At 32.8% G+C, this 20,574-nt stretch carries 22 protein-coding genes; 11 read left to right on the forward strand and 11 right to left on the reverse strand.

What is annotated here, in order from left to right; all coding sequences use genetic code 11:
* Entirely contained in the window at positions 1 to 687 is a 687-nt protein-coding gene (locus AC3Y25_RS07275) for an aspartyl/asparaginyl beta-hydroxylase domain-containing protein (protein WP_489902269.1), read from the reverse strand.
* Between the two features lie 4 nt (positions 688 to 691).
* Positions 692 to 1,219, reverse strand: a complete 528-nt coding sequence (cysC, locus tag AC3Y25_RS07280) for an adenylyl-sulfate kinase (protein WP_489902270.1) — start codon at positions 1,217 to 1,219, stop codon at positions 692 to 694.
* A 134-nt stretch (positions 1,220 to 1,353) separates the two neighbouring features.
* Here cysC and AC3Y25_RS07285 point away from each other — a divergent pair, with 134 nt between their 5' ends.
* The 4 genes from AC3Y25_RS07285 (at position 1,354) to AC3Y25_RS07300 (ending at position 6,612) form a co-directional block, all read left to right on the forward strand.
* Positions 1,354 to 2,055: an SIR2 family NAD-dependent protein deacylase gene (locus AC3Y25_RS07285; RefSeq protein WP_489902271.1), complete on the forward strand. Its 702-nt coding sequence runs from the start codon at positions 1,354 to 1,356 to the stop codon at positions 2,053 to 2,055.
* The gene (locus tag AC3Y25_RS07290; protein WP_489902272.1) at positions 2,052 to 2,744 is read left to right on the forward strand and encodes a sterol desaturase family protein; all 693 of its coding nucleotides are present in this window, start codon (positions 2,052 to 2,054) and stop codon (positions 2,742 to 2,744) included. The genes AC3Y25_RS07285 and AC3Y25_RS07290 overlap by 4 nt, the downstream gene beginning before the upstream one ends.
* 68 nt (positions 2,745 to 2,812) lie before the next feature.
* Complete coding sequence (gene purB, locus AC3Y25_RS07295; RefSeq protein WP_489902273.1) at positions 2,813 to 4,159, forward strand: adenylosuccinate lyase; 1,347 nt, start codon at positions 2,813 to 2,815, stop codon at positions 4,157 to 4,159.
* 215 nt (positions 4,160 to 4,374) lie between these two features.
* Entirely contained in the window at positions 4,375 to 6,612 is a 2,238-nt protein-coding gene (locus AC3Y25_RS07300) for a cation:proton antiporter (protein WP_489902274.1), read from the forward strand.
* Positions 6,613 to 6,774: 162 nt separating this feature from the next.
* On the opposite strand, the gene AC3Y25_RS07305 is transcribed toward AC3Y25_RS07300, so the two are convergent.
* Both AC3Y25_RS07305 and AC3Y25_RS07310 read right to left on the reverse strand, forming a co-directional pair.
* Positions 6,775 to 7,413 (reverse strand): peroxiredoxin, encoded by a 639-nt coding sequence (locus AC3Y25_RS07305; protein WP_248727929.1) that lies wholly within the window; start codon positions 7,411 to 7,413, stop codon positions 6,775 to 6,777.
* 113 nt (positions 7,414 to 7,526) lie between these two features.
* Positions 7,527 to 8,438 (reverse strand): AEC family transporter, encoded by a 912-nt coding sequence (locus AC3Y25_RS07310; RefSeq protein WP_489902275.1) that lies wholly within the window; start codon positions 8,436 to 8,438, stop codon positions 7,527 to 7,529.
* Positions 8,439 to 8,555: 117 nt separating this feature from the next.
* Here AC3Y25_RS07310 and AC3Y25_RS07315 point away from each other — a divergent pair, with 117 nt between their 5' ends.
* The 3 genes from AC3Y25_RS07315 (at position 8,556) to meaB (ending at position 10,997) form a co-directional block, all read left to right on the forward strand.
* The gene (locus AC3Y25_RS07315) at positions 8,556 to 8,963 is read left to right on the forward strand and encodes an RrF2 family transcriptional regulator (RefSeq protein WP_489902276.1); all 408 of its coding nucleotides are present in this window, start codon (positions 8,556 to 8,558) and stop codon (positions 8,961 to 8,963) included.
* A 57-nt stretch (positions 8,964 to 9,020) separates the two neighbouring features.
* The gene (locus tag AC3Y25_RS07320; RefSeq protein ID WP_489902277.1) at positions 9,021 to 9,662 is read left to right on the forward strand and encodes an NAD(P)-dependent oxidoreductase; all 642 of its coding nucleotides are present in this window, start codon (positions 9,021 to 9,023) and stop codon (positions 9,660 to 9,662) included.
* A gap of 237 nt (positions 9,663 to 9,899) precedes the next feature.
* Positions 9,900 to 10,997 carry a methylmalonyl Co-A mutase-associated GTPase MeaB gene (gene meaB, locus AC3Y25_RS07325; protein ID WP_489902278.1) on the forward strand — a complete coding sequence of 366 codons (1,098 nt, stop codon included), beginning with the start codon at positions 9,900 to 9,902 and terminating at the stop codon, positions 10,995 to 10,997.
* Between the two features lie 9 nt (positions 10,998 to 11,006).
* Here the strand turns inward: meaB and AC3Y25_RS07330 are convergent, their stop codons facing one another.
* The 5 genes from AC3Y25_RS07330 to AC3Y25_RS07350 form a co-directional block, all read right to left on the reverse strand.
* Entirely contained in the window at positions 11,007 to 11,477 is a 471-nt protein-coding gene (locus AC3Y25_RS07330; RefSeq protein ID WP_379797003.1) for an HAD domain-containing protein, read from the reverse strand.
* Positions 11,478 to 11,495: 18 nt separating this feature from the next.
* Positions 11,496 to 11,882 carry a hypothetical protein gene (locus AC3Y25_RS07335; RefSeq protein WP_489902279.1) on the reverse strand — a complete coding sequence of 129 codons (387 nt, stop codon included), beginning with the start codon at positions 11,880 to 11,882 and terminating at the stop codon, positions 11,496 to 11,498.
* Between the two features lie 49 nt (positions 11,883 to 11,931).
* Positions 11,932 to 13,869: an LTA synthase family protein gene (locus tag AC3Y25_RS07340; protein WP_489902280.1), complete on the reverse strand. Its 1,938-nt coding sequence runs from the start codon at positions 13,867 to 13,869 to the stop codon at positions 11,932 to 11,934.
* A 38-nt stretch (positions 13,870 to 13,907) separates the two neighbouring features.
* Positions 13,908 to 14,135 carry a DUF8828 family protein gene (locus tag AC3Y25_RS07345; RefSeq protein ID WP_095931090.1) on the reverse strand — a complete coding sequence of 76 codons (228 nt, stop codon included), beginning with the start codon at positions 14,133 to 14,135 and terminating at the stop codon, positions 13,908 to 13,910.
* A 98-nt stretch (positions 14,136 to 14,233) separates the two neighbouring features.
* Positions 14,234 to 15,616, reverse strand: coding sequence for an MATE family efflux transporter (locus AC3Y25_RS07350; RefSeq protein ID WP_095931091.1), 1,383 nt, complete (start codon positions 15,614 to 15,616; stop codon positions 14,234 to 14,236).
* Positions 15,617 to 15,805: 189 nt separating this feature from the next.
* Here AC3Y25_RS07350 and AC3Y25_RS07355 point away from each other — a divergent pair, with 189 nt between their 5' ends.
* Complete coding sequence (locus tag AC3Y25_RS07355) at positions 15,806 to 16,324, forward strand: hypothetical protein (protein WP_379797011.1); 519 nt, start codon at positions 15,806 to 15,808, stop codon at positions 16,322 to 16,324.
* Positions 16,325 to 16,396: 72 nt separating this feature from the next.
* On the opposite strand, the gene AC3Y25_RS07360 is transcribed toward AC3Y25_RS07355, so the two are convergent.
* Both AC3Y25_RS07360 and AC3Y25_RS07365 read right to left on the reverse strand, forming a co-directional pair.
* Positions 16,397 to 17,155, reverse strand: a complete 759-nt coding sequence (locus AC3Y25_RS07360; RefSeq protein ID WP_489902281.1) for a hypothetical protein — start codon at positions 17,153 to 17,155, stop codon at positions 16,397 to 16,399.
* 104 nt (positions 17,156 to 17,259) lie between these two features.
* Positions 17,260 to 18,144, reverse strand: coding sequence for a PPK2 family polyphosphate kinase (locus tag AC3Y25_RS07365; RefSeq protein ID WP_489902282.1), 885 nt, complete (start codon positions 18,142 to 18,144; stop codon positions 17,260 to 17,262).
* A 228-nt stretch (positions 18,145 to 18,372) separates the two neighbouring features.
* Between AC3Y25_RS07365 and AC3Y25_RS07370 the strand changes: the two genes are divergently transcribed.
* The 3 genes from AC3Y25_RS07370 (at position 18,373) to AC3Y25_RS07380 (ending at position 20,574) form a co-directional block, all read left to right on the forward strand.
* Positions 18,373 to 18,867 (forward strand): hypothetical protein, encoded by a 495-nt coding sequence (locus tag AC3Y25_RS07370; protein WP_489902283.1) that lies wholly within the window; start codon positions 18,373 to 18,375, stop codon positions 18,865 to 18,867.
* Positions 18,868 to 18,895: 28 nt separating this feature from the next.
* Entirely contained in the window at positions 18,896 to 19,732 is an 837-nt protein-coding gene (locus tag AC3Y25_RS07375) for a DUF6929 family protein (protein WP_489902284.1), read from the forward strand.
* Between the two features lie 341 nt (positions 19,733 to 20,073).
* Positions 20,074 to 20,574, forward strand: coding sequence for an RNA polymerase sigma factor (locus tag AC3Y25_RS07380; RefSeq protein ID WP_489902285.1), 501 nt, complete (start codon positions 20,074 to 20,076; stop codon positions 20,572 to 20,574).

Genomic DNA, 20,574 nt, shown 5'->3' on the forward strand with positions numbered 1-20,574 from the left:
TTATTTCATTTGAGATTGAAGTTCGGCAATAATCTTATCATTTGTCTCCGATGGATTTCTAGAAAGCTCAGCAATAACTTGTCTTTTCACTTCCTCTGAACATTCATATTTCGGTACATAATTCAAATCAAAACCCATTTTAGAAAATAATTCATCAGACCATTCATTTCTAATGCAATCCAAAGTTAAATGAATTCTAGGTTCTGGGCTTTTGTTCAGCACGCTATGTGGTAACTGAAAATTGGCGTACCAGCATTCTCCCATTTTCATTGGAACCTGCTGATGATTGACATAAAAATAAACTTCCGAGTTTGTAATAATTGGAACATGAATTCTAAAAAATCCATCTTCATAGGAAGTATCATTATCAACATGCTCTTTAATTTCGCTATTAGGCCCAAGTCTTAATAATCTTACGGCTTCTTTTTCGCATCCAAACCAATCCATTATTTCTTTAAAATAAGAGCAACTGTCAAGCAAAGGCGTATTTTTATACTCTTTGTCTGGAAAAGAAAAAATATCATTCTCTAAACCCGATTGCGATCGTAAAGAAACACTTGTCCAATTTCCTTTATACCGATTGGTATTAAAATGTGGTGTCCATAAATTGGTTTCGCAAATCAATAAATCATTTTGCAGTTTTTCTATCGAGAAAGAAATCGGAAGCTGACAAGAAGAAGGGTTCATAACCTTAAAAATTTAAATTGCTAAGTATAAAATGGTAGAGTTTATGGGTAGAAACAGAAACGGTTTCAGAATCTGTTTTTAATACTAAATCGGCTTTTTTCGGAATTTCAAAAACATCGCTTATTCCTGTAAAACTTTTAATTTTATTTTGATCACTGTCTGGCAGCAAAGCTCTTTTGTACAAGCCTTTTGGATCTCTTTCGATCAAACTAGAAATGGCGCAATCCAGAAATACCGTTTTTACAAATTCAAAAGACCTTAATTCATTTCTAAGATTTTCATATGGATTAATAACCGACATGAGAACTATTTTCTTTTCCTCAATTAGATTTCGCCCAACATTAAAAAGACGTCTTACATTTTCGCAACGGTCCTCTTTAGAAAACCCTAAATCTTTACAAATCGTTTGTCGGTAAACATCACCATCTACAATTTCGGCTTCAAAATTATTTTGAAGCAAAAGATGTCTGACATTTTCTGCCAATGTCGTTTTTCCCGAACCAGATAATCCTGTAAATTGAATTAAAATCATTTTAGCATCACTTTTATAAAACGTGACATTAAAACTAAATAATTTAGAACGAGAGACAAAGAGTATAAATACCCTTTATTTACTAGCCATTTGAACAAAGAAATCACTATTTTTATCTTTTAATTAAACTAAAAATGAAAAAGAAACTTGTTGTTTTAACAGGAGCAGGAATAAGTGCTGAGAGCGGAATTAAAACTTTTCGAGACAGTGATGGTCTTTGGGAAGGGCATGATGTGATGGAAGTTGCAACTCCGGAAGGCTGGCATAAAAATCAAGAATTGGTTCTCGATTTTTACAACAAAAGACGCCAGCAGTTAAAAGAAGTCAATCCGAATCTTGGGCATATCATTTTGGCTGAATTGGAAAAAGATTTTGATGTACAAATTATCACTCAAAATGTTGACGATCTCCATGAACGTGCAGGAAGCACAAATGTTTTGCATTTGCATGGCGAATTATTAAAAGTACGCAGCACACAAAATAAAAATCTAATTTTAGACTGGACCGAAGATTTACTTACTGGAGATTTTGATGCAAACGGGCATCAATTACGTCCGCATATTGTTTGGTTTGGCGAAGAAGTTCCTGCACTCGAAGAAGCTATTGACATTACAGAAACCGCAGATTATTTTGCCGTAATTGGAACTTCGCTTCAGGTTTATCCAGCTGCTGGGTTAATTGCTTATACTCCAAGTACAACACCTGTTTTTTATATTGATCCGAAACCCATTTCGATTCCGAACCTTCGAAATAAAGTCGAAACTATTGCCAAATTTGCTTCTGAAGGAGTCGCAGATTTAAGAGAAAAATTACTGACCTTAGAAAAAACAACATGATTTTTCAAAGCTGGTTACAACAGTTATTTCCGTTTAATATGTTTTGGCTCTTTGTTTTCTTTTTAATAGAAAATGCTACGTTAGTAGGTTTATCTGTTTTAATTGGAAAAGTAATCGAATCTGAGAACACCGTTTTAAAGAATAAAGATCGAAAATGGGTATTTTCTACACTGCTTTGTAACACATTCATCACTTTAATAGGTTTTGAATTATTTCGCTACGGAATACTGAAAGTAGATTTTTCTGGATCCTTAAAACTTATCATTTTTGATACACTTTTATTGATTCTTTTAATGGATCTTTTTATGTTTATTTTTCATTTTCTGGTTCATCATTTAAAATGGCTTTACCCCATTCATAAACTGCATCATACACACATAGAAACCAATGTTTACAGTTTATATGTTCTACATCCGATAGAAACTCTAGGTTTCGGCTTTATATGGCTGTTTTTAATTACGATTTTTAATTTTAATTATCTGAGTATCATTATTTATTTGATTCTCAATCTTTCTTATGGAATATTTGGACATTTAAAAAAAGACATATTTCCATCTTTCTGGTACAACAATTACTTCACAAAATGGATATCGACTACTAAATTTCATAATGATCATCATAAAAATGAATCTCACAATTACGGTTTTTACTTCACAATCTGGGATAAAATTTTCAAAACCATAATTTAAGCTCTAATATAGCTTTCAGAAGTTTTAACAATACCTTATATTTGCACCTTTCGAAAAACAACATAACAATGACTACTCTAAACGAATTGAATGCTATATCGCCAATCGATGGAAGATATAGAAATAAAACTCAAAATTTAGCACCTTTCTTCTCTGAAGAAGCTTTAATAAAATACCGCGTTTTGGTTGAAGTAGAATACTTCATTTCTTTATGCCAAATTCCATTACCTCAGTTACAAGGTATTGACTCTAGTTTATTTGAAAGCTTGAGAAATATCTACAAAAACTTCTCAACAGAAGATGCGCTTTGGATTAAAGAAACAGAAAAAGTAACCAACCACGACGTAAAAGCAGTTGAATACTTTATTAAAGATGCTTTTGAGAAATTAGGTTTATCTCAATACAAAGAGTTCATTCACTTCGGATTAACATCTCAAGATATTAACAATACTGCTATTCCGCTTTCTACAAAAGAAGCGTTTGAGCAAGTTTATATGCCAACTTTAATTGCCGTAATCGCAAAATTAAAAGAATTAAGCGTTGAATGGAAAGACATCCCGATGTTGGCACGTACACACGGACAGCCAGCCTCTCCTACTCGTTTAGGAAAAGAGATTTTGGTTTTCGTAGAACGTTTAGAAGAACAAATGCGTTTGTTATTCAATATTCCGTTTGCTGCTAAATTTGGAGGAGCAACAGGAAACTTTAATGCGCATCACGTAGCTTACCCGCAAATTGACTGGAAACAATTCGGAAATAAATTTGTTGAAACCGATCTTGGTTTAAAACATTCTTTCCCAACAACTCAAATTGAGCATTACGATCATTTTGCTGCTTTCTTCGATGCTTTAAAAAGAATCAATACGATCATCATCGATTTAGATCGTGATATTTGGACGTATGTATCAATGGATTACTTTAAGCAAAAAATTAAAGCTGGAGAAATCGGTTCGTCTGCAATGCCTCATAAAGTAAATCCAATTGATTTTGAAAACTCTGAAGGAAACTTAGGAATTGCCAATGCAATTTTCGAACACTTGGCTGCAAAACTTCCTGTTTCAAGATTACAGCGTGACTTAACTGACAGTACTGTTTTACGTAATGTTGGCGTTCCTTTCGGACATACCATTATTGCTTTTGAAGCTACTTTGAAAGGTTTAAACAAATTACTTTTAAACGAAAGCAAATTTGCTGAAGATTTAGAGAAAAACTGGGCAGTTGTGGCTGAAGCTATTCAGACAATTTTACGTCGTGAAGCTTATCCAAACCCGTATGAAGCTTTAAAAGGTCTAACAAGAACGAATGAAGCAATTGACAAAAATGCAATTCATAACTTCATTGCAACCTTGGAAGTTTCAGATGCAGTTAGAGCAGAATTATTAGCGATAACACCTAGTAACTACACAGGAATTTAAGAAAAATACCAAATATTTTATCAAAAAAAGCTATCTTTATCGAGATAGCTTTTTTTATTTAACCCGGGGTAGTCCAGATTACTTCACTTAACTTTATTTTAGTTGGAGTTCAGTGAATTACATTAAAAAAGTCTTTTGTTCAGAAAGCCAGATTTTGAACAAAAAACTTTAAATAAAAAGCTGGATCAAGCTCACTGAAAACTAAAATACCACCTATGATTGCACTAAGCGCCGCTGCTGAAACTACACACCACTTACAACCTTTAATTAGTGATTTAGGTTTAATCCTAATGACTGCCGCAATTGCCGTTCTATTATTTAGAAGATTGAAACAACCTTTGGTTTTAGGCTACCTGATTGCAGGTTTTTTGGCTGGAAACCATTTTGATTTTTTCCCATCCATAACTGACATGAAGAGTGTTGAAGTCTGGGCCGAAATCGGGGTTATATTTTTACTTTTCAGTTTAGGACTCGAATTCAGCTTTAAGAAACTAATGAAGGTTGGAGGGACTTCATCTGTCACCGCCATAACCCAGATTCTATTTATGACCGTAATTGGTTATTGCGTTGGGCAATGGATGGGATGGGGAAAAATGGATAGTATTTTCTTAGGAGCCACACTTTCTATTTCATCCACAACCATTATCATTAGAGCTTTTGACGAATTGGGGGTTAAAGGGAAAAAATTCGTCGGGATTGTTTTCGGAGCTTTAATTGTAGAAGATATCGTGGCCATCTTGATGCTTGTTTTATTATCAACTATTGCCGTAAGCGATCAGGTTTCTGGAACTGCATTATTGCAATCTGTTTTAAAACTTGTTTTCTTTTTAATCATCTGGTTCTTAGGAGGAATCTTTATTATTCCCACTATTTTCAAAAAAGCAAAACATCTCTTAACAGACGAAATGCTCTTGATAATCTCATTAGCCTTATGTTTAATGATGGTGATTTTTGCTTCAAATGTTGGTTTCTCTCCAGCATTAGGTGCTTTCATTATGGGATCTATTATCGCTGAAACTACAATGGCAGAAAAAATTGAACATTTAATTCAGCCCGTAAAAGATTTCTTTGGTGCTGTTTTCTTTGTATCGGTAGGAATGTTAATTAACCCCATAACATTGGTTAATTATGCACTTCCGGTGGCTATAATCACTTTATTGACCATCTTTGGAAAAGCATTCAGTTCTTCTATAGGAGCTTTAATTTCTGGCCAGCCTTTAAAACAATCTGTCCAAACCGGAATGAGTTTGGCTCAAATTGGAGAGTTCTCTTTTATTATTGCAACGCTTGGAATGACTTTAAAAGTTACTAGCGATTTCTTATATCCTATTATTGTGGCAGTATCTGCAATTACAACATTTACTACTCCGTTCTTAATTAAATACTCAGAGCGGTTTGCTTTCTTTTTAGAAGCAAAAATGCCTAAAAGATGGGTTAAAAATATTAACCGTTATAGTGTGAATGCGCAAGCGATTAAATCTGTCAGCACTTGGCAGATTGTTCTTCGTTCTTCGATTACACAAATTGTTCTTCATACGATCATTATTACTGCTATCATATTATTGTCATCTAAATTTGTAGCGCCTTTAGTAGCCGATACACGATTCGGAAATACTTTGGCCGCTTTACTAACTTTGGTTGTAATTGCACCGTTTTTATGGGCACTTTCGCTTCGTCGTGTAAAAGTAGATGAAGTTGAAGCACTTTGGGAAGAACGTAAATATCGTGGCGCACTGTTAATGCTTATTTTAATTAGAATGAGCCTTGGTTTATTCTTTGTCGGGTTTTTATTGAATATTTTCTTCTCTCCTTTGGTTGCTTTCGTCGCGCTGATTATTGCAATTGGAGCTTATCAACTTTTTCCTAAAAAATTAAACGAACAATACCACAGAATTGAAAGTCACTTTTTAAAGAATCTTAACGATCGTGAAAACAAAAAGATCGACAGAAGATATGCTAATTTAATGCCATGGGACGGACACATGTCTTTCTTCGAAATTAAAAAGGAATCTAATCTGGTCGGACAAACTTTACAAGAACTTAAAATTCGTGAGCAATTAGGAATTAATATTGCTTACATTAAACGAGGAGAAGTCACAATTCCGATTCCTACTAAAACCGAACGCTTGTTTCCAGGCGACGAAATTTGCGTAATCGGAACTGATGCTCAAATTACAGAATTCACCAAATTCTTAACTCAAAACGAAACAGAACCGCCTGCAAAAGTAGAAGAAACCGATATTGTTTTACGTCAGCTTGAAGTTTCTCAAGACGAATTTATTCAAAAAAGCATCGGACAATTCAGAGCCAAAACAGATGGGATGGTTGTAGGAATTGAACGAAACGGAAATCGTATCTTAAATCCTGAATCTAGTTTGATCTTGGAGAAAAATGACATTCTGTGGGTTGTAGGAGACAAGAAAAGAATGAATGCTTTGTTGGCAGCTAAATAAGTTTCTGAGACGCTAAGATTCTAAGTTTTTACTCTGCCTCTTTTTAAACTTTCGTAAAAAATAAAGCGCTAAGATTTCATTATGAAATTTTAGCGCTTTAATATTTATTATTTTGAAAAATCTTAGAATCTCAGCATCTCAGAAACTTAGAAACTCAGAATATTATTTATTCGGCTGCGGTGTCAAACGCAAATATGGTTTGATAGGCGTATGTCCTTTCGGGAATTTTGCTGGAATGTCACTATCTGGAATTGCCGGTGCAATTACCACATCTTCTCCATCTTTCCAGTTTGCTGGTGTTGCAACGCTGTAATTCGCTGTCAATTGTAAGCTGTCAATTACACGAAGCAATTCATCAAAATTTCTTCCTGTAGAAGCTGGATATGTTAAAGTTAATTTGATTTTTTTATCTGGACCGATAACAAAAACAGAACGTACTGTAAATTTATCACTTGCATTTGGATGAAGCATATCATATAAATTCGCTACTTTTTTATCCTCATCGGCAATAATTGGGAAATTTACTTCTGTATTTTGAGTTTCGTTAATATCTTTAATCCACTCTTTATGAGAGTCTAAACCGTCTACACTCAAAGCAATAACCTTAGTATTTCTTTTTTGAAATTCTGGAACATAGTTCGCTACAGTTCCTAATTCAGTAGTACAAACAGGAGTAAAATCTGCTGGATGAGAAAATAAAACACCCCAAGAATCACCTAACCATTCGTGAAAATTAATTGGTCCTTGTGTGGTTTCTGCCTGAAAATCTGGAGCTATATCGCCTAATCTTAATGTTGACATAATTTATATTTTTTTAGTTCATCTAAAATTAACTAAAAAATGCATTTAGAAAACATTCAAAAGGTAAAAAAAAGTTAAAATTCTACTTTATCGATATAATTACTATTTTACTCTTAGATAAAACTTAGAACGAAGTACCAAAAAGCAAGCGTTATAAATGAAATCGGGATTCCGAAACCAATCATCATACTGCTTAATTTTGGCTTTAATCCGTATGTTGAGGCTAAAATTGCACCGGTTATCATTGGGGCCATAGCAGTTTCCATTATAGTGATTTTTATAACTTCAGAATGCTGGTCAAAAATAAATACATAAAGCACAAAAATCACAAAAGGAATTAAAAGCAGTTTAAAGAAAAGCCCCAGTTGTAAAAATTTCCAATGCTGACTTTTTCTATCAAAAGTTAACTGCAAACCAACCGAAAGCAAAGCTAAAGGCGTTACCAGACTTCCAATTTTTAATAATAAAGATTGGAAATTTTCATTTAAATCAACTTGAAAAATATTCATTAAACAAGCGATAACAAACATTATGAAAGGAGGAAACAAAATAATCTTTTTGAAAATCCCTAAAGCATCTGGACTTCCTTTAGAATAAAAAGCGGCTGTAAAAACACCAAGTGTTGAAACCACAACAAAAGTTCCGGGCTGATCTACCAAAACTGCCGTTTCTAGGCCTTTTTTACCAAACAAGGCTTCAATAATTGGGTATCCGAGAAATGAACTGTTACTTAATCCTGCCGTCAAAATCAAACATCCAATCAGTTTATTCGACCAGCCATTTCTTCTTCCCAAAAAATGAAAAAAAATAAAAGCTAGAATATAAGTAATCCATCCTGCTCCTATCGGAAACAATAATTCGCTACTCCATTTTATCTTCGGAATATGGTATAAAGTAATCGCCGGAAGACAAAAATAAATAACAATTTTATTGAGCGTTTTGTAAATATGAGTCGGGAATTGTTTTACCCGCTGTAAAATCAATCCCAGTGAAAGAAAGAGAAATATGAGAATGAAGTTGTTCATATAGTAAGATCAAGACAAAAATAAGTATTTAAAATTTGAGGTAAAGAATTAATTTTTAGTTAAATTAGTATTTTGTGTTACAAAAAGATGTAAATTTGTAACATATTTTATTACAGTATGATTTCAGGTAAATTTGCCATAACAATTCACATTCTTACTCTGCTGCATAAATTCCCTAATGATTATTTATCATCGGAGTTTATTGCGGGAAGTATTAATTTAAATCCTGTTTTGGTTCGAAAAGAAATTGCCAACCTAAAAGCACATCATGTTGTAGAAAGTAAAGAAGGAAAAAATGGCGGTACAAAATTGGCGGTTAATGCTGCCGAACTGACTTTAAAACAAATATTCGAAATGACCTTTGAAACTATTGGTTTAGGTTTTGCTAAAAACCAACCCAATCCTGATTGCCCTGTTGGAAAAAACATCAATCAGCATTTGGAGAATTTATACAACGAAATGAATCAGAAAGTCAGCTTACAGCTGGAAGGTATTTCATTGGAAGATTTTTCGAATCAATTTTAAAACTATTTTTTTGACCTAAACTGTAACATTTTTTATTACTAAATAAATTTATATATTATGAAAATCGCACTTATTGGAGCTACAGGATTTGTTGGCTCAGCAATTTTAAACGAATTAGCAGATAGAAAACACGAAATCACTGCTATTGCAAGAACTCCAAAAGACACAGCAAATGCTACTTGGGTTGCTGCGGATATCTTTAATGTTGATACTTTGGCAGAGATCTTAAAAGGTCATGATGCTGTGGTTAATGCTTATAATCCGGGATGGACTAACCCAAACATTTACGATGACTTTTTAGCTGGTTCTAAAGCTATTCAAGAAGCGGTTAAAAAATCGGGTGTTAAACGTTTTATCACCATCGGTGGTGCAGGAAGCTTATATGTTGCTCCAGATTTACAAGCAGTTGACACTCCAGATTTTCCAAAAGAAATTTTCCCAGGTGCAAATGCTGCAAGACATTATTTAAATATCATAAAAGAAGAAAAAGATTTAGACTGGGCATTTTTTAGTCCTGCTTTCGAAATGCATGCTGGAACTAAAACTGGAAGAACTGGAAAATACCGTTTAGGTTTAGAAAATCCGGTTTTCAATGATGAGCAAAGAAGTATTCTTTCTGTAGAAGATTTAGCAGTTGTTATTGCTGATGAAGTAGAAACTCCAAAACATCATCAAGTTAGGTTTACTGCTGGGTATTAATTTTCTTCAGCCACGAATTCACGAATTTTATTTTTAAAATCTTTGAGATTATTTTTTCGAATTAATTTGAATAATACTAGATAAAGATTTTAAAAAGAAAATTCGTGAATTCGTGGCAAACTTTTTTTTACTCCTTTTGAGAATAACAAATTAGCGGAAATTCGTGTAATTGGTAGCAAACTAACTTTTTGAAACTGCTTTTGTTTTCTGTACTTTTACATTTCTAAAAAGTGCGTTTTGTCAAATTCAAATAAACAAAGTGGTAGCATATCTAAAAAAGCTGGAATTTCACCTCCCGAAATCACCAATATTTCGGCTATCAATCAAATTAAAAATAAACGCAGACAACAACCCTCTTCTGAAGAATTAATTAAGGGTATTTTAGAAGGAAACAGAACTTCTTTAAGCCGTGCCATTACTTTAATTGAAAGCACCAATCCAGATCATTTTGAAAAAGCTGGCGAAGTCATTCAAGGCTGTTTGGCTTATGCCAATAAATCAGTTAGAATTGGAATTACAGGTGTTCCTGGTGTTGGAAAAAGTACTTTTATTGAAGCTTTTGGAAAACATCTCACTCAACTAGGAAAAAAAGTAGCTGTTTTGGCCGTTGATCCAAGCAGTTCGCTTTCACACGGAAGTATTTTGGGCGACAAAACAAGAATGGAAGAATTGGTTAAAGATGAAAATGCTTTTATTAGACCAAGTGCTTCTGGAGAAACTTTAGGTGGAGTGGCTCGAAAAACCCGAGAAACGATTATTCTTTGTGAAGCCGCAGGTTTTGATACTATAATTATCGAAACAGTTGGTGTTGGTCAAAGTGAAACTGCTGTTCATGGTATGGTAGATTTCTTTTTACTTTTAAAAATTTCTGGTGCAGGCGATGAACTCCAAGGCATCAAACGCGGTATTATGGAAATGGCTGATGCTATCGTGATCAACAAAGCAGACGGCGACAATATAAAAAAAGCCAATCAGGCAAAATTAGAGTTTAATCGTGCTTTGCATTTATTTCCTCCAAAAAAATCAAATTGGCAGCCTAAAGTAACCACTTGCAGTTCGCTAACAAAAAATGGAATTCCCGAAGTTTGGAGTACGATTTCTAATTATTTAGAATTGACAAAAAAATCAGGGTTTTTCCAAGAAAAAAGAAACGAACAAAACCATTTCTGGATGATGGAAACCATCAATGAACAATTGAGGCAGAATTTTTATAACCGCCCTGAAATTATTTCATTATTGGAAGAAAACAAAAAAGCAGTGCAAAACAATGAAATTTCATCTTTTGCAGCTGCTCAGAATTTGTTAAATATGTACATGAAGAAAATTAGCAAATAGTTCTTCATTTTAAGAGGCATAAAGCTCTTCTTTTCTCAAAATTAAGATAGCCTCTAAAGCTAATTCGTCTGTTAAGCCAACTAAAGGGCTGGTTAGAACCAAATTTTCCTTTAAAGAAAGTGGCAGACCATTTAAAGATTTATCATCATCCAATATTACAAAACTATCATGATCAACTCTAGAATTAAACCAATATAAAATCTCTTCTTTACGGTTTAAATAAGAGTTATTCTCAGATAATCTTTCAATCTTATTAACGTGTATACCTCGTATTTCAAAGATTTTAAACCATTCAGATATACTATATTTTGATTTGTGTGATGTAGTCAATAAAATATCTGCACTTGTTTCAGAAATAATTTTCTGAAGTGCAAGTGTTGCTCTCGAACTAAACACCGGAAATCCATCATTTAAAAATTCTGGCTTTTTCCAAGAATTAGCAGGAACCATAACCCCATCTATATCTAACAGTATCAACATATTGCAAATTTACAAAAATTATTCAGAAACAATATCATTTATAGTTTCTATATCAATTTGGTTATACTCTGCATCCCTTTCATTCAAGTATTGAATTTTTGAATCAGTATCCCAATCGTTTTCATCAAACTCAATATCATTCCATTTATACTCTTTTGTAGCAGATGATTTTAAGCTTTTAATTTTACCTATTTCAATTTCAGCCAATAATGAACTTATGTATCTATGATGCCCATCAATAACTAAATTTTCAAAGATTTTAATATCATCGAACTTAATTCCATTAACCATCTTTTTATACATCCTCTTAATCACAGGAAGACTTAATTTATGATGTGTCGATGTTAAAGCTATCTCATTATGTTCAATAAATTTTTTAATTCCTTTTACAGTAATTTCAATCATTAGTATTTTTTTTACAAAAGTAAATAAAATACTACAAAAATAAATATTGTTATTTTTTAGTCCTAAGCTTATACTTACTCTCTTTATACAAATTCCCTGCTGTAATAACATGCGCTAAGGCATCTTTTGCTAAATCTTCGTTTAATTTAACTGGAATTAAAGTTGTATCATTTTTGATTTCAAATTGTAATGGTTTCAAATTGGGTTGCATGATTACAACTTGATTCTCAACTCTAAATGCATTAATGTCGTTGAACTGCATGATAGATCTTCCTTGTACTTTTGAATCTAACTTTGTCAAGTTACGTCCTACCATTGGCGTTTCGAAAGGCATTCCTAAATACCCTAACAATGTTGGCGGAATATCAATTTGACTTGCTAGTCTGTCATAAACTGCTCCTTTTGGAACTCCTGGCCCCATGATAAATGCTGGAATATGGAATTTATTTATTGGAACTAAATTTTTGCCGTATGTTCTCGTATTATGATCTGCGATTACAATGAAAATTGTGTTTTTAAAATAATCCTCTTTTTTTGCCATTTCAAAGAATTTTCCAATAGAGAAATCGGCATATTTCATGGCATTATTTACCGTGTTAGGCTTTTTATCATAAGGTTTAATTCTTCCCGCTGGATATTCAAAAGGTTCGTGATTGGAAGTCGAGAACATTAAGGAAAAGAACGGTTTGTCTCCTTTTGATTTAAAATACTGATTGGCTTTGGTTACCAAATCTTCATCAGAATATCCCCAAGTTCCTTTAAAAGCATATTTATTTCCATCGGATTCAAAATCGGTTTGGTCAACAATATCTTGGAAACCATTTCCATTAAAAAATGAAGCCATATTATCAAAATTGGCCATTCCTCCGTAAATGAAACTAGTGTCGTACCCTTTTTGTTTTAAAGCATCTGCTAAGGTAAAAAAGCCTTGCTGTGAATTTCCTAATCTTACGACACTTTCAGATGGTGAAGGCAAAAACCCAGTAACTACTGCTTCAATTCCGCGAACACTTCTGGTTCCTGTGCAATATAAATTAGTAAACAATGTTCCTTCTTTCGATAATTTATCAAATTCTGGCGTTAATGGTTTTCCTCCTAAAATTCCAACGTACTCTGCGCCTAAACTTTCTTGCAAAAAGATCACTAAATTGTAGGGTTTCTTCAATAAAGAATCTGGTTGCTGGACATGCAAAAACGGAATTTCAGCATCGGTAAAATCCTTCGGCCCTGCGATCATGTATTTTTTTACACGAGCAATAGCTTCGGCTTCATCCATTTTTCCATACATTTTTGTATTTCCTTCATTTTTGATTGAATAGGCAGCAAAAGCAACTGTATAAAATGAATTTAATCCAAGAGCATTTGTTAATTGATCGGTAGAAAAAACTGCATTACTCGCATTAATAGGACGTTTTGAAGTTAAGCTAGAACGTGCTCCAAAAAACAATAAAAAAGCTACTAATGGAAATATCATTAACTTGAATTTGTATTCTGCACTTGAAGTATAGAATAATTGTTTTCCTTTTTTGACAGCAAAATAAAGCGCTACTCCTAAAATTAAAAATGTTACGATTATAGAAGTCAGATAACTTTTTAAAAGCATTCCTACTACTTCCTTTGGATAAATAAGATAATCTAAGAAAATCTTATTAGGACGTGTATCATATTGTTTTACAAAATCTGGCGAAGCTAATTCTACAAAAAGAATTAAAAAAAGAAACAGAAAACTATATACTACCAGAAACTTATTGGTAAATTTTAGCCATTTATTCGGTAAAAAGTTAATTAGTAATGCCGGAAGAAACGACAAATAACAAAGTAATATCAAATCCATTCGAAGACCGATTGGAAAAATATACCAGAAATCTGGCGTTTGAACTACTCTTTCTTTAAAAAGAAAAAATAAAAATACTCGACTTAGAGTAGTAATCAATAATCCGATTGCGATGAAACTAAAAATCGGTTTTAAGAAACGTAAGTTTTTCATTAAGATAGTTATAAGAACGTAAAATCAGACAAACATAATTACTCTTCGTAACGGTTTATTTCTCTGTCATAAAACTCATTTGCTTTTTCAATTAAATCTTCCATTTCGGCATTTAATTCTGCTTCGTCAAGATCTTCTGCTTCTTCTAAAAACTCCACCTCATCATCTTTCAAATTGATTATAAATCTTGGATAATCTAAGTGAATGATAAAAATATCGTCTGGAAAATCTGTGTTATCTCCAAGTAAAAATTTAGGTAATTCCATATTTGTTTATTTTTTTAGTAATTGATTATTATTTTTTTTAAAACCGATTTCTCTTGTTTTAACCTTCAAAATCAGTGAAATATATTTTTCAAATTTAATTATTCTATATCTGATTTCGCAATTAATCTCTTTGTCAAGTAATGAAAACGAATATAAAGACAAATTGCCGCTGCAGTCAAACCTGCCAAAAGTCCGACCCAAACTCCTTGCGCTTTCAGTTCTGTGTGTTCTCCTAAATAATAGGAAATCGGAAAACCAATAACCCAGTAGGCTACAAAAGTAATGTACATTGGAACTTTTACGTCTTGTAATCCGCGTAAAGCGCCCAAAACCACCACTTGAATTCCGTCAGAAATCTGGAAAACAGCAGCAATTAAAAGCAGTTTTGAAGCAATGCCAATAACTTCTTCGTTATCTAAAATCTGCCCTGTATTTTCCATATTCAAGAAAATGTATGGAAGATAATCGTGGAAAATAATAAAGAAAATTGCAAAAACAGTCTCTAAGATTATAGCAAGCAAAAAGATAGAACGGGCAACAACAATCAGCTTTTTATAATCCATCAATCCCCTTTGGTTACTTACACGCACCATAGATGTCACGCTTAATCCCATTGCAAACATAAAAGTCATCGAAGCCAAACTCAAAGCAATCTGATTGGCTGCCTGACTTGTCTTTCCGATGTTCCCGCAAAGCCAGATCGAAGCGGTAAACAAAACCACTTCAAAAAGCATCTGCATTGCTGAAGGAAATCCGATACTTATAATCTTTTTGATCATAGTTTTTTTGATTTCATTAAAACTAAAACCTTTAAAAAATCGCTTTAAATCATCTCTTCGCGAAAGCATAATATGCATGAACATTACCAAAAATATTCTCGAAATTACGGTTCCTAATGCTGCGCCAATAATTCCCATTTTAGGAAAAATCCAGATTCCGTAAATCAAAACATAATTTATACCTACGTGAAGCACATTTGCCATTACCATGGCATACATCGAATATTTTGTCAAAGACATTCCGTCTGCAAATTGCTTATAACCCTGATACATTACAAGCGGAATCAAAGAAAAAGCGACCCATCCTAAGTAAGGTTTCGCAAGTACAATAACATCTTCTGGCTGTTTTAACAATTCCATAATTGGTTTAGCAAACATGATAACCGTAAAAAGTACCAGTCCTAGAATTGTACATAGAAATAATCCATGATGAAAAGCAGAACGAATTTTGGTATCGTTTTTTTCTGCATCACCTTCGGCAACGATTGGCGTAATGGCTGTAGAAAACCCAATTCCTAAAGACATTGCAATAAAAATCATACTGTTACCAAGTGAAACTGCCGCCAATTCTGTACTTCCAATTTTACCAACCATTATATTATCGACAATACCAATTAAAGTATGTCCGACCATACCCAAAATTACGGGATAGGCTAGTCTTAAATTATACGAAAACTCTTTGGTGTACTGCTTTAAATTCACTTTTATTCTATTTTGTGCGCAAAGATAGTCAGAAGCTTCGAATTCTATCCTATCAATAAAAATATATGCCAATTTTAAGACAAAAATAAGACGAACTCAATATTATGTAACGATTTTTAAAAATTGTATAACAAACTCCAAACAGCTCCAATATAATTTTACATCATAGAAATTTCAAAAATATAAGCCATGAAAAAATTACAGATGTTATGCCTAGCTGCGTTCGCGTTTTTATTTGCCAACACAACTTTTGCTCAAGAGAGCGGAGTAGAAAATTACGATCAGGGTTTTAGATTAGGAGTCGGATTAAATGGAGGATTACCGACCGACGGTGATTACGACTGGGCTCTTGGGGGAGACGTTCGTTTACAATATGATCTTTCTAAGAAAACATCTTTGACTTTAACAACGGGGTTTACAAACCTATTTATGGGAAAAGATGACCTTGGAAACAACATAAAAGATCTTGGATTTATTCCAGCCAAAGCAGGTTTTAAAGCTTTTGTATTAAAAGATCAATTTTATGTTTTAGGAGAACTGGGTGCTGGTTTTGCGGTAACAAATGGTTACGATAAAACAACTTTTTTATGGGCTCCAGGAATTGGTTATGCCAACAAATACATCGACTTAAGTGTTCGTTACGAAGATTATCACGATTTTAGAACCAATCAAGTAGCATTGCGTGTTGCTTATGGTTTTAAACTATAAAAAATAGGTTTAATTTATTATTTTGTTTTTGGTAAAAACCCGACAGCCTGAATGGCCTGTCGGGTTTTTTATTTATTCATATTCAATTGTCGTAATACTTTTTATTTCATTATTCCTCTTCATTGTTATTTTTATTGGATAATTCTCAGAATTATATTCATAGTGATACTTTTCATTTCCTCCTTTATTATCGTAACTATAAACAAGATTGTTTTTACCGTTAGAAATTATCTTCAAATAGGCTTCTGAGTATAATAAAGCAAATGAATTGTGTTTATCATCGTACGATTTATATAATGTTTTATGATTTGAAGATTCCCTTTTATATTTCCTTTCAGAAAGATTTCCTTTTTTATCGTACAAATATGTTTCTTCGGCTACAAGTTTACCTTCTTCTGTAATTTGACATTTTACAATCTGTTTCAAATCATTATAGCTGTACAATTTCTGCACCTTTCTCTGCCCATCGCTTTCCATAACATTTACAATTAAATCTTTATCATAATTATAAACTCTTAAAACAGAAATTTCATTTACGCTTTTTAAAGGCTTCGTGTACTCGGTCATTTCTTTAATTTTTCCATTTTCATATCTTACCACGACATTTCCTGTAACCTTATCATCTCTTTTAGATTCAATTTTAGAAATCAAATTATTTTCATAAAAAAAAGTTGTAATCTCCTCCTCATCCAGTATTCCATTTACATAGTATTTTGAAACTTTTTTTACTAATTTCAAAGAATCTTTAGTAATTAAAGATTTCATTTTTAGTTCGTTTGCAGAACAAACGATACCTGTAATTAAGAGCAGTAAAAGAATACTTTTTTTCATATAGCTGGATTAAATAGAATAAAAAAAGACATTTTAAATTGGTTACATATCAGGGCTAGACACCTATTTTTAAAATATTCATAGAAAAATTCAGATTAGAAATATTATTTCACCTTCTCGCCCAATTCTTTCTTATACAATTCAATATTGGCAGCCGTTTTTTCATCTAACTCAGGTTCTTTAATATCGGTATGTTTTTTCATTTCTTCCCAAATAATTTTAGCTACAATATAGCGTGACATTTCTTTGTCATCTGCAGGAACAATATACCATGGTGCATGCGAAGTCGATGTTTTATTGATTGCTTCTTCATAATACTTCATATATTCATCCCAATAACCGCGTTCTTTTAAATCGCCTGGCGAAAATTTCCAATTGTGTTTTTCTTCCTCCAAACGACGCAATAAACGCTGACGCTGTTCTTCTTTACTCAAATGCAGATAGAATTTCATTACGATTGTTCCGTTTTGAGCAATATGCTTTTCAAAATTATTAATCTGTTTAATTCTGTTTTCCCAAAAGTCAGGTGTAATATCGTCTACAGAATTAACTTCTGGTAAGTTTTCGGCCAAGACATATTCAGGATGCACACGCGTAACGAGAACATTTTCATAATGTGTTCTATTAAAAATAGCAAATTTTCCTTTTTCTGGCAAAGCAATATAATGGCGCCATAAATAATCATGCTCCAGTTCTGTTGAAGTGGGCGTTTTAAAACTATGCACCACTACTCCACGCGGATTAAATTCCTTAAAAACTTCTCGAATCAAACTATCTTTCCCCGAAGTATCCATTCCTTGCAGACAAATCAAAACACTGTATTTGTTGTGCGCGTACATTACGTCTTGCAAATCGCTTAATTTGGCTTGTACCTTATCTAATTTTTCTTCTTTTTCGTCATCATCTGCTTTGACATTCAAAACAGTTGGAATTTCTTTAAGCTTTATTTTATCTACAACTTTAAAATCTTTCGGATCTATTGATTTCATATCTTTTTCAATTTTTGTCTTATAAATATAGTAATTTTACGAAGCATATTCCTGCTATTCATTGCAATACTTTTCAATAAATTGCTTTTTTCCAAAGCCATAACAAGAGCTTCCGTTGGTCGCTTTCTTATGTCAGGAAAAAATGCAATTTCTTTTCAAAGTATTTCCATTTCTATCAGGGCTAGACACTCATTTTCAAAATAACAATTCAAGTATTTCAAATTCATAATGAAAAAGATATTTCTAATTGTATTTTTACTTTTCTTAAATAAGTCTTACTGTCAAGATGGAAATTACTCAAATCCTGAAAAAGCTTTAATTAAAGTATATGGAAAATGTTACGAGGATTTAAAGTCAATTGAAGGAACAAGAGGTCTTATTCCTGAAAAGAAAAATGTAAAATTCTGTTCCCTATACCAATGTGTTTCAAGAATTGAATATGCAGAGAAACAGAAAGATATCGAAAAAGCAATTATCAAAAGAGCTGTAGAAATAACTGCTAGACTTTATAGCGAAGGAACTCCTGTATATTTAATCTACGGGATGAACAGTTCAAGCCAAGCCGATTGGGATAATCAAATTTTGACAGACGACGATAATTTAGTCTATATAAGTGTTGCAGAATGTATTGTTTCAAACTCTTTAATAAAAATAAGTGAAGCTGTAAATAAAGCGACAATGGAGTTAGTTAATAACTCGAAATCAGTAAAACAAAAAAAATAAAATAACAGAAGCTCTCAAAACAAAATTCATGGAAAAATTTACATTAGAAATATTATTTCAAATCATCGGAATCGGTTCGGCATCAGGTTTATTTTATAATAATGACGCACTTTATGTAATTGGCGACAACAGCGGATTCCTTTACGAATACAATATGCAGAATCAGCAATTAAATCAACACGCTTTAATTGATAATCCGATGCAAAATATTCCGAAAAATCTAAAACCTGATTTTGAATCCCTAACGCATCATAACGACACATTGTATGTTTTTGGTTCTGGTTCAACCGAAAACCGAAATAAAATGATTGAATTTGATATTAAATCAAAAACGGTTTTACAAAAAAATAATTTAGTCGATTTGTATGGGGTAATGCAGAATTTCGGAGAAATAAAACCCGAAGATTTTAATCTGGAAGGCGCTATTTTCGACGGAGAAAACTGGTATTTATTCAATCGAGGAAATGGCGCTACCAACAAAAACACCATTTTTACCATTCACGCCAAAAATCTAGGAGAAGAATTTGCGCTGATTTCTGTCAATTACAAACTGCCAAAAATAAAAGGCGTCCGTTCCAGTTTTACCGATGCTGTTTTAGTCGATGATAAAATCTATTTCCTTTCAACTGCCGAAGATACCAAATCAACTTACGATGATGGAGAAATTTTAGGAAGTTTCATTGGAAGAATCGACGTTAAAACGATGAAAATAGATTTCACTCAAAAAATAACGGCAACCAACAAATTTGAAGGTCTGACTTTATATAAAAAAGAAAATAATAAAATCGAGTTTTTGCTTTGCGAAGACAATGACACAGAGCTTTTAGAAACAAAGATTTATAAATTGACATTACCGATTAAATAATATTTTGCGAATCTTAGCGAAAGAGCTATTACACAAAGATTCACAAAGATTTTCGCAGAGAAACACAAAATATTTTGATTACAATATTAACGTAGAGAGTGCGTCTAAAATGAGAGAATCCATAATTTGATATTCTTTTCGTAGACGCACTGCAGTTCGCGTATAGAATAAAACCTTTGTAGCTTTGTAACTTTGTAACTTTGTAACTTTGTAACTTTGAACTCAAAAAAAATATTTTAATATTTTTTTACCCCTGTCCCAACCTTTTTATCTTTTTATCTCTCTATACAAGAAAGACAACAATTGTGATAAACGAAACTCAAATAGCAAATTGTAAAAAAATGCACCGCGACGCACAGCGTGAGGTGTACGAATACATGGCGCCAAAGTTGTACCGCCTTTGCAAAAGATATTTAAAAAAGGAAGAAGAAATTGAAGAAGCATTAGCCGATGCTTTCTTCACTATTTTCACCAAACTGGATCAATTAAAAGAAGCTTATGCTTTTGAAGCTTGGGCTAGACGAATAACTGTAAATCATTGTTTGGCGACGATTAGAAAAGCAACCAATTTCAACATGTATTTAGACGACATAAAGCTGATTTCTCAGCCTTCTGCCGATGAACTGAATACGTTGGAAGAAGAAGATCTACTTAATTTATTAAACCACATTCCTGACGGCTGTAAAACTGTTTTTAACCTTTTTGTTATTGAAGGTTACTCTCATAAAGAAATAGCCGAAATGCTAAAGATTTCTGAAGGCACCTCAAAATCACAATTGAATGCCGCTAAGACCAAACTGAAAGAACTGGTTAATAAACTGTATTATCAAAAAGCAAAATAG

Source organism: Flavobacterium sp. LK-23, from assembly GCF_058135255.1.

Bases quoted from the DNA above. Each gene is read 5' to 3' on its own strand.
- AC3Y25_RS07275 (WP_489902269.1), bottom strand. From the start codon at position 687: ATGAACCCTTCTTCTTGTCAGCTTCCGATTTCTTTCTCGATAGAAAAA.
- cysC (WP_489902270.1), bottom strand. From the start codon at position 1,219: ATGATTTTAATTCAATTTACAGGATTATCTGGTTCGGGAAAAACGACA.
- AC3Y25_RS07285 (WP_489902271.1), top strand. From the start codon at position 1,354: ATGAAAAAGAAACTTGTTGTTTTAACAGGAGCAGGAATAAGTGCTGAG.
- AC3Y25_RS07290 (WP_489902272.1), top strand. From the start codon at position 2,052: ATGATTTTTCAAAGCTGGTTACAACAGTTATTTCCGTTTAATATGTTT.
- purB (WP_489902273.1), top strand. From the start codon at position 2,813: ATGACTACTCTAAACGAATTGAATGCTATATCGCCAATCGATGGAAGA.
- AC3Y25_RS07300 (WP_489902274.1), top strand. From the start codon at position 4,375: ATGATTGCACTAAGCGCCGCTGCTGAAACTACACACCACTTACAACCT.
- AC3Y25_RS07305 (WP_248727929.1), bottom strand. From the start codon at position 7,413: ATGTCAACATTAAGATTAGGCGATATAGCTCCAGATTTTCAGGCAGAA.
- AC3Y25_RS07310 (WP_489902275.1), bottom strand. From the start codon at position 8,438: ATGAACAACTTCATTCTCATATTTCTCTTTCTTTCACTGGGATTGATT.
- AC3Y25_RS07315 (WP_489902276.1), top strand. From the start codon at position 8,556: ATGATTTCAGGTAAATTTGCCATAACAATTCACATTCTTACTCTGCTG.
- AC3Y25_RS07320 (WP_489902277.1), top strand. From the start codon at position 9,021: ATGAAAATCGCACTTATTGGAGCTACAGGATTTGTTGGCTCAGCAATT.
- AC3Y25_RS07330 (WP_379797003.1), bottom strand. From the start codon at position 11,477: ATGTTGATACTGTTAGATATAGATGGGGTTATGGTTCCTGCTAATTCT.
- AC3Y25_RS07335 (WP_489902279.1), bottom strand. From the start codon at position 11,882: ATGATTGAAATTACTGTAAAAGGAATTAAAAAATTTATTGAACATAAT.
- AC3Y25_RS07340 (WP_489902280.1), bottom strand. From the start codon at position 13,869: ATGAAAAACTTACGTTTCTTAAAACCGATTTTTAGTTTCATCGCAATC.
- AC3Y25_RS07345 (WP_095931090.1), bottom strand. From the start codon at position 14,135: ATGGAATTACCTAAATTTTTACTTGGAGATAACACAGATTTTCCAGAC.
- AC3Y25_RS07355 (WP_379797011.1), top strand. From the start codon at position 15,806: ATGAAAAAATTACAGATGTTATGCCTAGCTGCGTTCGCGTTTTTATTT.
- AC3Y25_RS07360 (WP_489902281.1), bottom strand. From the start codon at position 17,155: ATGAAAAAAAGTATTCTTTTACTGCTCTTAATTACAGGTATCGTTTGT.
- AC3Y25_RS07365 (WP_489902282.1), bottom strand. From the start codon at position 18,144: ATGAAATCAATAGATCCGAAAGATTTTAAAGTTGTAGATAAAATAAAG.
- AC3Y25_RS07370 (WP_489902283.1), top strand. From the start codon at position 18,373: ATGAAAAAGATATTTCTAATTGTATTTTTACTTTTCTTAAATAAGTCT.
- AC3Y25_RS07375 (WP_489902284.1), top strand. From the start codon at position 18,896: ATGGAAAAATTTACATTAGAAATATTATTTCAAATCATCGGAATCGGT.
- AC3Y25_RS07380 (WP_489902285.1), top strand. From the start codon at position 20,074: ATGCACCGCGACGCACAGCGTGAGGTGTACGAATACATGGCGCCAAAG.